Source organism: Nitrosarchaeum sp. AC2 (assembly GCF_013407385.1).
GTDB lineage: Archaea > Thermoproteota > Nitrososphaeria > Nitrososphaerales > Nitrosopumilaceae > Nitrosarchaeum > Nitrosarchaeum koreense.
Window position 1 is genome coordinate 892,206 of record NZ_CP030847.1, and the last position, 13,882, is coordinate 906,087.

Annotated in this window: 21 protein-coding genes and 1 tRNA gene; 10 read left to right on the top strand and 12 right to left on the bottom strand. The window is 36.6% G+C overall.

Annotated features, from left to right (window positions below):
* The first annotated feature begins 16 nt into the window (after nt 1–16).
* The 7 genes from DSQ20_RS05225 to DSQ20_RS05255 all read left to right on the top strand — a co-directional run bounded on the left by DSQ20_RS05225 (nt 17) and on the right by DSQ20_RS05255 (nt 3,371).
* Entirely contained in the window at nt 17–304 is a 288-nt protein-coding gene (locus DSQ20_RS05225; RefSeq protein WP_007550440.1) for a hypothetical protein, read from the top strand.
* Nucleotides 305–374: 70 nt separating this feature from the next.
* A tRNA-Asn gene (locus DSQ20_RS05230) sits at nt 375–448 on the top strand.
* Nucleotides 449–637: 189 nt separating this feature from the next.
* Nucleotides 638–877 carry a hypothetical protein gene (locus tag DSQ20_RS05235; RefSeq protein ID WP_048109673.1) on the top strand — a complete coding sequence of 80 codons (240 nt, stop codon included), beginning with the start codon at nt 638–640 and terminating at the stop codon, nt 875–877.
* Between the two features lie 44 nt (nt 878–921).
* Nucleotides 922–1,146, top strand: a complete 225-nt coding sequence (locus tag DSQ20_RS05240; RefSeq protein ID WP_007550438.1) for a hypothetical protein — start codon at nt 922–924, stop codon at nt 1,144–1,146.
* Nucleotides 1,147–1,283: 137 nt separating this feature from the next.
* The gene (locus tag DSQ20_RS05245) at nt 1,284–1,733 is read left to right on the top strand and encodes a DUF2299 family protein (protein ID WP_007550437.1); all 450 of its coding nucleotides are present in this window, start codon (nt 1,284–1,286) and stop codon (nt 1,731–1,733) included.
* Between the two features lie 675 nt (nt 1,734–2,408).
* Nucleotides 2,409–2,894, top strand: coding sequence for a DUF4352 domain-containing protein (locus DSQ20_RS05250; protein ID WP_179364853.1), 486 nt, complete (start codon nt 2,409–2,411; stop codon nt 2,892–2,894).
* A 90-nt stretch (nt 2,895–2,984) separates the two neighbouring features.
* Nucleotides 2,985–3,371: a histone gene (locus DSQ20_RS05255; protein WP_179364854.1), complete on the top strand. Its 387-nt coding sequence runs from the start codon at nt 2,985–2,987 to the stop codon at nt 3,369–3,371.
* A gap of 82 nt (nt 3,372–3,453) precedes the next feature.
* Here the strand turns inward: DSQ20_RS05255 and DSQ20_RS05260 are convergent, their stop codons facing one another.
* The 11 genes from DSQ20_RS05260 to DSQ20_RS05310 all read right to left on the bottom strand — a co-directional run bounded on the left by DSQ20_RS05260 (nt 3,454) and on the right by DSQ20_RS05310 (nt 11,586).
* Nucleotides 3,454–3,867: a PPOX class F420-dependent oxidoreductase gene (locus DSQ20_RS05260; protein WP_370464182.1), complete on the bottom strand. Its 414-nt coding sequence runs from the start codon at nt 3,865–3,867 to the stop codon at nt 3,454–3,456.
* A gap of 86 nt (nt 3,868–3,953) precedes the next feature.
* Nucleotides 3,954–4,472: a winged helix-turn-helix domain-containing protein gene (locus DSQ20_RS05265; protein ID WP_007550433.1), complete on the bottom strand. Its 519-nt coding sequence runs from the start codon at nt 4,470–4,472 to the stop codon at nt 3,954–3,956.
* Between the two features lie 386 nt (nt 4,473–4,858).
* Complete coding sequence (gene purC / locus DSQ20_RS05270) at nt 4,859–5,683, bottom strand: phosphoribosylaminoimidazolesuccinocarboxamide synthase (RefSeq protein ID WP_179364855.1); 825 nt, start codon at nt 5,681–5,683, stop codon at nt 4,859–4,861.
* Between the two features lie 38 nt (nt 5,684–5,721).
* Nucleotides 5,722–6,108 carry a hypothetical protein gene (locus DSQ20_RS05275; RefSeq protein ID WP_179364856.1) on the bottom strand — a complete coding sequence of 129 codons (387 nt, stop codon included), beginning with the start codon at nt 6,106–6,108 and terminating at the stop codon, nt 5,722–5,724.
* A 31-nt stretch (nt 6,109–6,139) separates the two neighbouring features.
* Nucleotides 6,140–6,418, bottom strand: a complete 279-nt coding sequence (locus tag DSQ20_RS05280) for a DUF427 domain-containing protein (protein ID WP_179364857.1) — start codon at nt 6,416–6,418, stop codon at nt 6,140–6,142.
* Between the two features lie 34 nt (nt 6,419–6,452).
* A complete protein-coding gene (locus tag DSQ20_RS05285) occupies nt 6,453–6,698 on the bottom strand; it encodes an Lrp/AsnC ligand binding domain-containing protein (RefSeq protein ID WP_007550426.1) in 246 nt (81 codons plus the stop codon).
* A gap of 1 nt (nt 6,699) precedes the next feature.
* Nucleotides 6,700–8,133 (bottom strand): amidophosphoribosyltransferase, encoded by a 1,434-nt coding sequence (locus DSQ20_RS05290; protein WP_007550425.1) that lies wholly within the window; start codon nt 8,131–8,133, stop codon nt 6,700–6,702.
* Nucleotides 8,126–10,291 (bottom strand): phosphoribosylformylglycinamidine synthase subunit PurL, encoded by a 2,166-nt coding sequence (gene purL / locus DSQ20_RS05295; protein ID WP_179364858.1) that lies wholly within the window; start codon nt 10,289–10,291, stop codon nt 8,126–8,128. Before purL ends, DSQ20_RS05290 begins: the two co-directional genes overlap by 8 nt.
* Entirely contained in the window at nt 10,288–10,968 is a 681-nt protein-coding gene (purQ, locus tag DSQ20_RS05300; protein ID WP_179364859.1) for a phosphoribosylformylglycinamidine synthase subunit PurQ, read from the bottom strand. The genes purL and purQ overlap by 4 nt, the downstream gene beginning before the upstream one ends.
* A 93-nt stretch (nt 10,969–11,061) precedes the next feature.
* Nucleotides 11,062–11,325, bottom strand: coding sequence for a phosphoribosylformylglycinamidine synthase subunit PurS (purS, locus tag DSQ20_RS05305; RefSeq protein WP_007550422.1), 264 nt, complete (start codon nt 11,323–11,325; stop codon nt 11,062–11,064).
* A gap of 57 nt (nt 11,326–11,382) precedes the next feature.
* Nucleotides 11,383–11,586: a hypothetical protein gene (locus DSQ20_RS05310; protein WP_179364860.1), complete on the bottom strand. Its 204-nt coding sequence runs from the start codon at nt 11,584–11,586 to the stop codon at nt 11,383–11,385.
* Between the two features lie 143 nt (nt 11,587–11,729).
* Between DSQ20_RS05310 and DSQ20_RS05315 the strand changes: the two genes are divergently transcribed.
* Both DSQ20_RS05315 and DSQ20_RS05320 read left to right on the top strand, forming a co-directional pair.
* The gene (locus DSQ20_RS05315) at nt 11,730–11,915 is read left to right on the top strand and encodes a hypothetical protein (RefSeq protein WP_007550418.1); all 186 of its coding nucleotides are present in this window, start codon (nt 11,730–11,732) and stop codon (nt 11,913–11,915) included.
* Between the two features lie 31 nt (nt 11,916–11,946).
* Nucleotides 11,947–12,186 carry an Lrp/AsnC ligand binding domain-containing protein gene (locus tag DSQ20_RS05320; protein ID WP_255458139.1) on the top strand — a complete coding sequence of 80 codons (240 nt, stop codon included), beginning with the start codon at nt 11,947–11,949 and terminating at the stop codon, nt 12,184–12,186.
* Nucleotides 12,187–12,207: 21 nt separating this feature from the next.
* Here the strand turns inward: DSQ20_RS05320 and DSQ20_RS05325 are convergent, their stop codons facing one another.
* Nucleotides 12,208–12,993 (bottom strand): SIMPL domain-containing protein, encoded by a 786-nt coding sequence (locus DSQ20_RS05325; protein WP_007550416.1) that lies wholly within the window; start codon nt 12,991–12,993, stop codon nt 12,208–12,210.
* 92 nt (nt 12,994–13,085) lie between these two features.
* Here DSQ20_RS05325 and DSQ20_RS05330 point away from each other — a divergent pair, with 92 nt between their 5' ends.
* Nucleotides 13,086–13,880 (top strand): winged helix-turn-helix domain-containing protein, encoded by a 795-nt coding sequence (locus tag DSQ20_RS05330; RefSeq protein WP_179364861.1) that lies wholly within the window; start codon nt 13,086–13,088, stop codon nt 13,878–13,880.
* Nucleotides 13,881–13,882 lie beyond the last annotated feature (2 nt).

Below are 13,882 nucleotides of genomic sequence, written 5' to 3' on the forward strand. Positions count from 1 at the left end.
ATATCAATTATACCTTATGACCCTTGATCCTGAATTTTCAAAACAGACTTCATCATTAATTGAACAAACTTTAGAGTTATACAAAACAGCTGGTGCATCACCAAGAGTAGGAGAACTTTGGAATTGTCAAAATGTAGGAGATTTTCTTTGTGGGTTTTTTGTTGGAGAGATGGTAGGTTCTGCATTAAGTGCATTTCAGATTGTACACAAACGTGAACCGACAGCAGATGAACATATGGAGATAATTGAACTTGTTGAAAATCATTCCAAAGAGATTAAAGAATTCTTTGCAAAATTCAACTAAAGACATTCAAGTTTAAGATAAAGTCGATGGGCGCAAGGATTAAATCGCTTTTACTAAGGTACAAACTTGTGCCTCCCTAGCTCAGCGTGGTAGAGCATCCGACTGTTAATCGGATGGTCATCAGTTCAAGTCTGATGGGAGGCGCTTCTTATCTCTAGTCTCAAATTTTGAATCATCATTCAGCAAATTATGTTAAAATTATACATATCATTTACAAATATTTCTAAATTCGAATTTAGAAATATTGATCGATTGACACTATTTGGTTTACTCTATTAGACAGGTTAGATCTAATAGATGATCGCATATCTAGTATAATGCAGGAGGATTACATTGGTCAGAACTAGAAGGGCCAACAGATATTGTGTTGACTGTGGGGCCAGACTGGTGTATTATCCAAGATTATCCAACCCAAAAGCACCAAACGAACACAGAGTACTAGTATATGCATGTCCTGATTGTACCGAGGATTTTGAAAAACCAAAAATGTTCTCAATTAGACGAAACCAGGTAGATGATCCTCTTGAGACAGTTGAGATAGAGATAACTCAAATCCAGAAAAAAACTGGTTGAAAGTGAAGGAATTTTATTAGCAGATTTACAAGTTTGAAAACAAAATGGAAAATATAAAATCAAGAAGCAATGGGTGGTATGTTTTACCGATATTTCTAGGATGGATTGGAGGATTAATTGCATACTTTATCTTGCGACGTGATGATCCTAGAAAAGCAAAAAATTGCTTGTATTTGGGGATAATTTTAGGAATCGTTGGATTAATTCTCAACATCATAATCATTGCACAGATGCCAGAGTTTACGCCAACTTTTAATGCCAATATCTAAAAAACATGCATGGAATATCAATTGCAAACAGGCGTAGATTTTGATTATTTCTAAATTCGAATTTAGAAATATTGTAAATTCAGACAGGCAGATACTTGAATTTAGAATCATATAGAACTAGTCTAAGATATGAAATGATGGGCACCTCAAGAATGCGAGATAATGTGGAAAGATGGTTAATTCATGAAGGTCTCTCATTTGAGGATATGAAAAATACCGAAAATACATTTCAAATCCTAGTAAAGCATGCAGGAAAATACGGAATTCCTGCGGAGATTTTTGAGCCAAAATCTCAACCAGGAGTAATTGTCATAGGAGCAAAAGTGATAATGAAAGATAACCAAATTTCAAGATACTTGGGATTTACAGAAGATGAAAAAGAAAAATTTGAGAGAAGAATTGCAGAATATTGCAATTCAATACAAGCAATTAATCGAATTGTTACCGAAGATGGTAAGCAAAAGGTAGGGGTATTTGTCGTATTAGATGACAAAGACAACATAAACCAGCAAACTGTTCTAGATGCGCTAAATAGAGTATCAGAATTGCATGAAAAAACATCTAGGTTTTTGATGAAAACTTTCTAGTCTGATCAACTTTCAGGATATGAAATCGACGATTTTTAGACAAATAATTTCATTTAGACTACAAAATTAAAAAATTACACAAATTCTTGAATTTATCAAAATTATGCCTATGCGTTAAACCCCCCTTGAAAAATAGTATGTTTAGTCATAACGTGATTTTATCAAAAATGGTCGTTTTGATGGGGGGGTTAACACTTGTGCCTAGCAGAGAAAAGCAACCACAAAACCACCTAGATGCCCCAGCTAAACATGTGTCATCTTTTATTGTCATGCGTAAAAGCTAAACCCCTCAAAATTCGTGCTAAAAACAGAAAAAAATGGTGAAAAAAGGACCAATTCCTCAGAACTGAGAACAAAAAAATCCCAAGGTCTTGATCATTATACCTATCATAAAATGACAAATAATCATGTGTATGTAATCGATAAAAACACTCAATCATCGAATGGATACAGCAAAAATTAACGGGACTGCAATTATTCCAAAAATTACTGCAATTTTCACGTAGTCCTTCTTTTCAAGGGGCTTGAATCTTCCCATAATATCCCCTTTCTATTTTGGCATATTTTTAATTCATGTGGTAAATTCCAGAGAATATACCAATCTAGATCTAATTAGGGGGGGTATTTTCGGCGTTTTACGCTGCAACTATATACTAAATTTTTGTAGTTTACATAATGGCACGAATTGGCATCGTCATCGTGATTGTAGGAATTATAATTTCGATGGGAGCTGCCATGTACATGTATACTCAATATCAGACCAATTTCATTATTGGAAAATCAGGCGAAGCAGTGACAGTAGGACCTGTAGAATACATTGTAACTTTTGATGGAACACATGAAGGAAACAAGGAAAGAATACCTGAAAATACATTTGTGAAGATCAAAATTATTGCAAAAAACATTAGCAATGAAGACACAAGAATTTCAGGAGGTCAATTTTACATTGTTGATGAAAAACAACAAAATCACCGAGCAGTGTATGGTAAGTTTTCTGCAGATGATCTACTAGATCACATATTAGAACCAAACAAACCGGTAATGTTCACTACACAATTTGACATTCCATATGATGAGCAAAACCAATACAGTGTAACAATTCGTCCAACAAAAATACAATCAACAACAGATACAGCTGTGATTTGCATCACTAATTGTTGATCGCAAAAAAAATATTGTCAAATTTTACTAGCGTTGAGGTAATAATGTGTGACTTTAACCATATAACATCTACGAAAAACGAATCTAGGCATGGCCACATCCAAAGCCAAAAGAGCAGAAGCAGCTAAAAAAGCAGCACGTACAAGAAAAAGAAATGCCGCTAAAAAAGCAGCTGAAGCACTAAAAATGGCAGCAAGAAGAAAACGAAGTCGGGCAGCTAAAAGAGCAGCAGCAACTCGTAAGAGAGCATCTCCAAGACGAACTGCAGCTAGAAAAGTTGTTAGAAGAAAAGCAGCTAAAAGAGCAGTTGTTAGGAAAGTTGTTAGAAGAAAAGCAGCTAAAAGAGCAGTTGTTAGGAAAGTTGTTAGAAGAAAAGCAGCTAAAAGAGCAGTTGCTAGAAAAGCTGTAAAACGCGCTCTCGTAAGAAGAGCTCTTGTTAGAAGAGCACTTGTAAGAAAAGCAGCAAGACGACGATAAACTGCTTTCATACCTTTTTTCCATTTTATTTTAATGTCAAAACAAAATATTTCTAAATTCGAATTTAGAAATATATAATTTTTTACTCATCATTCATTTTTAATTCAGGCAAGACAAAAACACGTTCTGGTTTTATTTTAAGAATAATTCTTTTTTCATCTTCTCTTTTGAATGGGTAGTGATTTCTCCCCATGTATTGCTGAGTTAATTTGTCTGCATGTGCATAATCATAATCAGGAATTATTTTTTCAACTTTTCCTCGAATGGTTGTCATGTCAAGAGGATTGTTATTTCCTACAACAGATACTGCAACTCGAGGATCACGCAAAATATTTTTGTGTTTAATTCTTCCCTCGGCAGTATTTACATAAACATAATCTGAATCGCAGTTAGCCCATACAGGGGAGAGTTGAGGGGAACCATCTTTCATCAAAGTTGCAATAAACACGATATTTTTTTGCTGAAATAATTTTACGACTTTTTCTTCCAATTTCATCTCAATTTCACTGATCTATGTTGATCCTTATCATAGTTTTTTGATCGACTCTTCAAATTATCGAGAATAATTGGAAAGTCATTGTATTATTCATGATCCTTGCTAGAATTTTCCATAATGTTGGTCATGGCACGATTCATGATTTCCATTACCAGGTACTGAGAATAGTCTGCAGAGTTTCCACCCTTGGCTTTTTTTGTTTTTGCGGTCTTTGGAGTAATGGATCTGAGAATTTTTTCAATCTTTACAGATGTGTTGTCAATAACCTTGGAGTATTTTGAATCAAAATCATCAGGTGCAGCGTATCCCAATAATTTTGTAGAAGTGCTGTAAAATTTTGTGATGGCACCGCGTGATTCTTCAATCTTGGCAATTTCAATTAAACCGGCTTCTTTTAGAATATCAAGATGATGGCGAACAGTTGTCAGGGCTTTTTTGTATCCTGTCTTTTTTAGCTCACTTGAAATCTGGTCTGCAGATAATGCACGATGATATAGAATTTCAATGATTTTCGAGCGTGCAGGGTCTTCAATTGCACGTGCGTGTTGGACGCTTGTTGTAAGAATTCGATTTACTTTGATTTCCTTCTCTAGTAGTGTAGACATGCTGTTTACTCCTAATAGTTTGATCTAAAAGATCCACGTATCATATTTTTTTGTCTAATCGCATCAATTTTTTTTGTTATCACAATAGTGATACTCCTACCATAAGACAATGACCGCTATCAGATTTACTGTAGCATATACAAAAATATTGTTAGCACTACAACATTTATCACTACCACTACTATCTAGATGATATCGGTATCATAATTATAACACCACTACAAATATTTTAAAAAAATAGCAAAAATAAAAAATTTGAAAAAGATATGTCAGAAACATGTAGGGATATGACAAAAAGGAATATCTATAAAATCAATCTAGTATGGAATTCGAGTTGGTGGTTAGGAGATAATCAACACCTAGTCACAATAAAAAAATTATTTGTGTTATAGAGAATGGCCAGTTAATTTTTCATATGCAATGACGTATCTGTTTGTCATCTTTTGAATTATCTCAGTTGGGATTGTAGGGGGTATTGGTTCTTTTCCTGCATCACGGGAATCATCAAATTGTTTTTGGTATCCATTCTCAGTTAGCCAGTCTCGCAGTATCTGCTTGTCGAATGATTCTTGGATTTTACCAACCTGGTATGTCTCCTTTGGCCATAAACGATACTCATCAGGACCGATGGAATCGCCCAAGGTTATTTTCTCGTCTAAAATTCCAAACTCTAGTTTTAGATCAGCTAAAATAAATCCAGACTTGTCTGCCACCTCAGACATTTTTTTGTAAATCTCAATTGATGTTTTTTCAAGCCATGAATACTGTTCTTCGTTTACCAGATTCATTTGCAATGCTTTTTGTTTATCAATAGGAATGTCATGTTCTGATTTTGTGGTCGGATCAAAAATTGGCTCCAAGAGTTTTGCAGCAAGTGTAGTGTCAGTGCCTTGGGGTAGTTTCACCTCACCTTTTTTCCATCTATTTATCAGACTGCCATAAAAATAGCCTCGAACCACACACTCTATTGGAAGCATCTTCATCTTTTTTACAAGAATCTCAGTGTCGGATTGTTTTTTTATAAAATGATTAGAAACCGGAAGTGTATCAAACCAAAATTCTGCAAATTTGCACAAAACCTCACCCTTTTTAGGAATATTTTCTTTGAATTTTACGTCATATGCTGAAACCCTGTCTGAGAACTTGAAGAGAAGTGTATTTTCATCGACATCATACAGATCCTTTACCTTTCCAGACGTTAGAAATTTCACAGCCAAACTGTATAATGATTGGATTTAACTGCTCTGAATTACGAGCCCATCATACCTACCATCTTTGGCAGTTCTCGGTATGCCTTGCTTACAAAGATGTCATTATCTGCGTTTATCATTACAAACTGCATCGAGTTATCAGATGGCGGAGATAAGATAATTTTTTCGCCAGGTTTGAGAGATTTAATATCAAGTGTGTCACCATCTCCAAAATTCACATGAAGATTAGTTAGTTGTTTTGAGCCAGTGTTTTGTATGGTTATTCTACCAGTTACAAAGAGACTTTGTTTGTCAATAATCGGATCCACATAAAGACTGTATTCTTGAGTGGATATTGACATCTTTCCAATATCCAGTCCAAAGATTATTGCCATGATTCCAATCGAACCGCCAATTATGGCAATTAGAATAGTGTATGATTTCACTGAAGATAGATGGGTTTTCTAATAATTAAGATTATTTTACATCAACACCGTTCCAAAACGCTACCATTCCTTTGATCTTTTTGGCAGCATCGTTTGGTTCAGCATAGTACCATGCACAGTCTTTGTTGGTTTTTCCGTTAATTGTCACAGAGTAATAATTTGCCATTCCCTTCCATCCGCAAAAAGTAGTCAAATCAGTTTTTTTAAAATATTCAGATTTTATCGAATCAATTGGAAAATAATGATTTCCCTCAACTATTACCGTATCATCGCTTTCTGCAATTACAACATTATTCCAGATTGCTTTCATGTTAAAATTTTGAAAAAAACAATATTTAAAGATCCTAGTTTTTGTCTTGTTCTGGGATTACCGACAGAGTAGTAGTAGAAATTACATGTTTTACTTTTCTAATATTTTTTGTAATTGTGTCTTCAAGTTCTTTTGATGTCTTTGCCTCTACTTTGACAAAAATATCATAAACCCCAAATGTTCCCCTTGCCTCTTTTACGTTATCAATTTTTAGCAATTCGCCCATCACATCCATTTCATGTGCCACTTGGCTTTTTACCAGAACATATGCAGTTTCCATCTTATTCTCCCTTCATCTCAAGACGTGTTTTAAACTCTGGGGTAATTCCTAGGGAATCATAGTTTCCAGACGAACATGTAAAACACATTGAATCCTTTGGAATTCCAACGGCTGCTGCCAAATTTTCTGCATCATTATACCCCAAAAAGTCAGCGCCAATACTCTTTCTTACCATTTCAGTTAATTCAGCTTCGTTCATCACCTTACCATCAGAAAATGTGGCCAACTCATCTTGAGAAGGAAAGTCAATTCCAGCATAACACGGGAATTTGATAGGAGGATATGTGATCACCATGCTGATTTTTTTTGCACCTGCTCGTCTTAATGCTTGGATAATCGCCTTTGAGCTAGTTCCCCTAACTAGGCTGTCATCAATTACTACAACATGTTTTCCTGCAATGATTTCTTTGATTGGAATAATCCATCGATTGATTTCAATTCTGTCGCTTTGGTGTGGCTCAATAAAACTACGCAGTGGTCCTTTCTTGCTGTATCTGTCTTTGAGTAACCCTTCATCAAAAGTAATTCCCAACTCTTGTGCATACCCCAAGGCTGCAGGCCTTGCAGAATCTGGAACAGGAATTACAAGGTCTGCGTCTCTGATTGGGAATTTTTTTGCCAAAAATCGTCCAATGTTTTTTCTTGAGATGTAGATGTTTGCGCCCTCCATGTTACTTGAGGGATGTGCAAAATATGTAAATTCAAAAGAGCAATGAGCCCTTGATGTGTCTTCTGAGAATCTTTCAGTCTCCAATCCATTTTTGCTAAGTTTGATAAGCTCGCCGGGTTTTACATCGCGTTGCAGTTTTGCGCCAACTGCAGAAACTGCAGATGATTCGGATGCCACGATGTATGTGTCATCTGATTCCTTATAACCCAAAACCATCGGTCTGAATCCTTTTGGGTCTCTTGCAGCAAATACAGAATTATCATCTGAGATAAATGTAAAACAATAAGATCCAACCATTTCATTTTTTAAAATAGATAATGCTTTTCCCATCTGACCATTCTCAGAAATTAGTGACACCAACCTTTGTGCTGCAACCAGAGTGTCACTGGCATTTTGCGGAGTAAATGAACAGCCGCCTACCAGATTTGATAGTTCCTGTACATTTGCAATCGTTCCATTATGAGCAATGCATAGGTCCTTTACTTTGAGGGGTTGTGCATTTTCCAAAGTACTTCGTCCCATTGTGGAATAACGGACATGGCCGATTACTGCAGGTGATGCATATTCCTCGCAGATTTTCTTAAACTCTGATGATGCCCCTGAAACAAGTCCCAATCTTTTTAGCGGTTCTTTGTTTGGGATTGCAACACCCCAAGCTTCTTGTCCTCTATGTTGTAAAGCCCTTAGTGCATCAATTGCCATTGGAACGACATTAGTTCCACTAAGACTAAAAATTCCAACTACGCCACAATTCTCCTTAACCATGAACTACCAACTCCCTTAACGAATTAAACCAAGTTTTTTGAGCCTTATCAACTCTTAGATCTATGATCGGTTTGTTTGCTTTGTTTAGTTTGATGTTTTCACCGCCAAACGTTCCAATCATTTTGTAAGATACTTTACTCTTTTTGAGAAGTTCATCTAATTTTGGGAGGTTTTTCTTGTCTACAACTAGCAGATATCTTGAATGAGTTTCAGAAAACAATGTTCGGTCAACTTCAAGTTTTGGACCTGGGATTTTTTCAAGGGATATGTTGCATCCAATTTGATATGTCATGCAAAGCTCTGAAACGGCAACTGCCAGACCTCCTTTAGAGCAATCATGTGCTGCCTTTACCAATCCTTTGCCAATCACATCCAATACTGTATTCATGTGGGATTTTGATTCTGCAAAATTTACAACAGGACATTTTCCGCCAACAAACTTGTGGATGTATTCAAAATATTCAGAGCCACCCATCTCATCTTTTGTGTCACCAATTATCACAAGGGTATCGCCGGCATCTATCTTATGAGAGAACAATGGTGCCTTGTCAATCAATCCAAGGATTCCAATTATAGGGGTTGGTTTTATCGGGCCAGTCGGAGTCTCATTGTACAAACTGACCTTTCCGCCAACACATGGAATTTCAAAATATTTTGCAAAATCGGTAATTCCTTTTAGCGACTCTAAAAACGTCCAAAAGATTTCTGGGTCTTCAGGATTTCCAAACTGCAGATGATCAAGCATTCCAATCGGTTTTGCGCCAGTGCAGACAACATTTCTGCATGCTTCCTCAAAGCACCCAATTGCGCCCTCCCTTGGATTGATGTAGCAGTGTTTTGGATTGCCATCAATCTTTGCTGATAAAAATTTGCCATTATCTAATCGAAGTACAGATGCATCTTTGCCAGGTTTTACTACTGTTCTAATTCCTACCTCATGATCATATTGGCCATACACCCAGATTTTGCTTGCAATGTTTGGCGCTGCAAGAAACTTCATCATCATTTTTGAATAATCAGAAATTGGTTTGAGTTTCTTTTCTTGTTCTATTTTTTCCAGATACACGGGTTTTTTTGATGGTCTGTCCAAAAGTTTGGCGTTTGCAACAACGTCAGTTGGAAGATTAGCACATGTCTTGTTTCCTTGCTTTACATGCATCATGTTATCAAAAGTAACATGGCCAATAACAGAACAAGATATGCGGAACTTTTTGCAGATTTCTTGTAGTTTTTTTAGTTTCTCATTATTTGTGACAATTAGCATTCTCTCCTGAGATTCAGATACCATTATTTCATCGGGGTTCATGTCAGATTCTCTAGTGTGAACCTTGTTTACGTCCATCTCAATTCCAATAGAAAGAGCATCGGCAGTTTCAGAGACAGCACAGGACAGTCCGCCGCCGCCAAGGTCCTTCATTGCATGAATCAGTTTCTGATTTCTTGCCTCAAGAATTGCCTCAATGATTAATTTTTCAATGAATGGATCTGGGATTTGTACTGCTGATCTGTTTTCAGACTCTAATGAATCAGATGCAAACTGGGAACCACCAATGCCGTCCCTTCCAGTAGAGCCGCCAAGTAATACGACGATGTCTCCTTTTTTTGCGTGATTTTTTATCAGATTTGCTTTCTTGCCAAATCCAATTGCTGCAACATCAACCAGAGCATAATTTGTATAGCATTCATCAAATTCAACCTCACCACCAATTGTCGGGATTCCCAAACAGTTCCCATAGTCTGCAATTCCGGTAACCGCATTTTTAAAAAGCCATCTTGCTTGCAAGTCTTTTTCAATGTCTCCAAATCTCAGACCATCAAAAATTGCAATTGGTCGGGTTCCCGCAGACAAGATATCTCGGATAACACCGCCAACACCAGTTGCGGCCCCACCATATGGTTCAACTGCAGACGGATGGTTGTGACTTTCAATGTGAGCTGTAATTACATAGTCATCCCCAACATCCAACACACCAGAATCATATCCTTTTTCAGAAATTACTAGAGGCCCTTTCATTGGCAACATTTTGAGATGTTTCTTTGATGACTTGTACGAGCAATGCTCTGACCATTCAGCAGCTACAATTTGTAATTCAGTCGATGTTGGTTTTCGTCCAATCTTTGATGTAAGGTCATCTAGTTCTTGGGGCTCTAGACTCAATTCTTAACACCAATTGTTTTAATCAGTGATTCAAAAATTAGAGAAGACGGTTTATTGTCAATTGGGTTAATTGCAGACTCGGCTGCTCTTTCAGGATGTGGCATCATTCCAACAACATTTCCATCCTCGTTGCAGACGCCGGCTATCCTATCAGTGGAGCCGTTTATCACTTCCTCGTATCTAAAAACAATTTGATTATTTTTCTTTAATTTTTTTAGCGTGTCATTATCGACATAGTACCTGCCCTCACCATTTGCAATTGGGATAGGAATCTTTTGATTTAATTTTAATTTGTTTGTAAAAGGAGTCTTGTTGTTCTCAACTATCAAATTAGTCCAGTTGCACATAAAATTCAACGATGTATTTTTGAGCAATGCACCTGGAAGGAGACCGGCCTCAACTAGAATCTGGAATCCGTTGCATACGCCCAAAATAGGGATTCCTTTGTCTGCCATCTTTCTCACGTCGTTAATTATAGGACTGTGAGCTGCAATTGCCCCAGACCTTAATCTATCACCATAAGAAAATCCACCCGGAAGAATCACGGCATCAATATTTTTTGGCAGTCCCTTTTCATGCCAAAAATACTGGGCATCCAGATTAAAGACGTCAGTTAGCACATGATACATGTCACGATCGCAGTTGCTTCCTGGAAAAACTATTACCCCTACCTTCACACTTTGATTTATCGACAGAGATATTTAATTTGAGTCTAGTCAAAAAACCCAAAAATCAACAATTAGCTGATCGCTGTTTACAACTAGAACAGTTTAGGATGCATCAAAGACATCAATTGTGACTTTGCTTACCATTGGATTGTAGATTCTTAATTCATCACATATTTTCTGCACCTTTGCTTGTGCAGATTTTTTGTCTTTTTCTTTGATTGTAAATTTTAGCATCTTTGCAGTCTTTATTTTAGATATTGAAGAGTCCCCGCCTTTTAGTACCAAATCATTTAGGATTGTCTCACCCTCAGGATCGCTAATGCCTGGTTTGTTTTCAATTGTTACATGAACATTAAAGACAGCCAACAAGTTGGAAAATCAAAAAGAGGTTAATCTATCTTCCTACAAGATTTCAAGAATGAATCATTTTTCCGTTTCAGCAGCTGTCTTGTTTTCTATTACTGGTTTTGAGGTTGGCTGTTCTTTGATATCAGATAATTTTTGTTTTGACTCAAAATCCTCAAATGCGATTTCAGCTTGATATGTGACAATTTGATGTAGTCCTGCCAATACTCCCAAAATAGCGACTGCCCCAAGAACATACACAATAACTGTGGCTGATTTCAATGGTTTTTTAAAAAAGTGTATGAACTTAAGGGTTTATGAATAATGATCGTATGTAAAAATTCCCGTAATTGGGAATTTTCAAAATCGTATGTGACTAAACAAAATGACATCTAGTTAAATGCCGATACGTACTATACTAAATAATGAAGTATTCGTTTGAAAACGACTCATTAAGAAACAAGGAACTATCAAGATCACTTGATTCCATTGTAAAGTGCTACCAATGTTTATCAAATGAGAATCTTTGTTGGTTTCATTCAGAATCTGTAAAGACAGTTCTGATTGGAGAAACTAAATCAACAATACTCAAATTAAAAAATAACAGATAGGTTATATCATAAAGACAACAATACCATAGTATTGCAAACTTACATTTTACTTACTTGCAACCCAGGACATGAAAAGGAGGTAATCACTCACCTGAGAAGCATAAAGGGAGTAATGGAAGTAAATGGCATTTGGGGCAAATATGATATTTTTCTCAAAATAGAACATGATGCAGAATTAGGGCTAGATAGATTTGTGGAGATTTTAAGAAAGATGGAAAACATCACAAGTACATACACCATGCCGTCTTGTTTGGACAGGGCGGAAGCATAGACGATTAAAAAAGAAAAAAAGTTAGTTGCTTCCAATTAGGAAGACAACGTTTACACTTGTATTGACATCTTGGTCAGATGAAAATATCGGTGTAGGGGCTGAGGATTTTGCAATTCCCTCACTGTATGCCATGTCGTACATTGGCATTGGGTATGGCATTGAAAATTCAGAAAGAGAGACTGCCTTTACTCCAATTATCTTGTAATTGAGGGGGGCTAGTGCCATTTCAGCTTTTGACTTTGCATTGAGAACTGCTTCTTCTAAAAGTTCGTCTTTGAGTTTTGATGCAAGTTCTGGAGATAGTGAAAAGTATACGCTATCTACTCTGTTTACACCTGCCTCAACTGCGCTGTCAATTATAGCAGCTAAACTGTTAAGATTCTCAGTTTCAACATGGATAATGTTGCTTACTCTATATCCAATTAGTTCTTGGGTATATCTTCCAGTCTCCTTGTCCTGATAACTATCGTATACAGGATAGATGTTAAACTGTGATGTACTGATCTCCGAATCAGTGATTCCTACTTGTTTTATTGCGGCAATCACTTTGTTCATCAATTCAGAATTTGAAGCCAGCGCATCTTTGGCAGTTTTTTCTTGAATTTCAACACCAAAACTAATGTTTGCAAGGTTTGGCTTTACACTTGAGATTGCATTACCGGTAACTGAGATCACTTTTTCCCTTGATGGAAAAGGAGTGACTTCTTCTTGAGCTACTGCATTTGGGGTCAGTGAAATTGCACCCACAGTTACAGAGACTACCAGTACAGCAATCATGGCTGTAAAGATTTGTTTTGAATGTTTCATGATTATACAATGAATAATTTTGTAGATAAGGTTTGATTAAATTTCAATTTAACGACAAGCGTTATTAAGAGATTCAAAATTTTATTGGTTCAATGAAAGACGAGATTGGAGATGCTCTAAAAGATACTGAGGGAGATACAATAGGCATTGCAGACAGAGTCGAAATTTTATCTACTGAGGATTCAAAGCTAAAGTCAATTGGTGAGATACTTAGCTCAGATTCAAGCAGAGCAATTTTAAAAATTTTATTTAATGATTCTCTAACTGCAAATCAAATATCACAAAAGACCGAAATCTCATTGCCACTTGTAATTTATCATTTAAAAAAGATGCAAGATGCAGGAGTAGTAAAAATTACCAACATTGGAAAAAATACAAAGTCTCATGACATGAAGTTTTACACTGTAGACAAGCTTGCAATAGTCATCTTGCCTGCAATGATGTCAGAGCCTGCAAAAAAGAGCAAATCGCTGTTTAATTCGTTTACCAGAATTCACAGACTAGCAACACTTGGTGGCGCATCAATTGCTGCATGGTTTTCATCTCAACTAATTCAAAAAGGAAATGTGATGCAAGATGGAGACATGACGGCAAATGCCCCAATGCCACCAGATGTTCCAGAGATGGCACTCAAGTCAATTCCAGAAGAGTCTGCAGACGTAGCAATGAAATCAGTGCCGGTGGATGAGATGGCAAGAATGTCAGGAGAATCTGCAGATACAATGATGAAATCCTCACCAATTATTGATACTGCACCAATGACACAAGCATTTGATCCAATAGTTCAGATACTTTGGTCTGTAGTTGCAGTTCTGATTGTAGTGGTTGCAGGACTAGTCATAGAAGTTGTAATTACTAAACGACGCAAAAACATCGCCAAACATTGAAA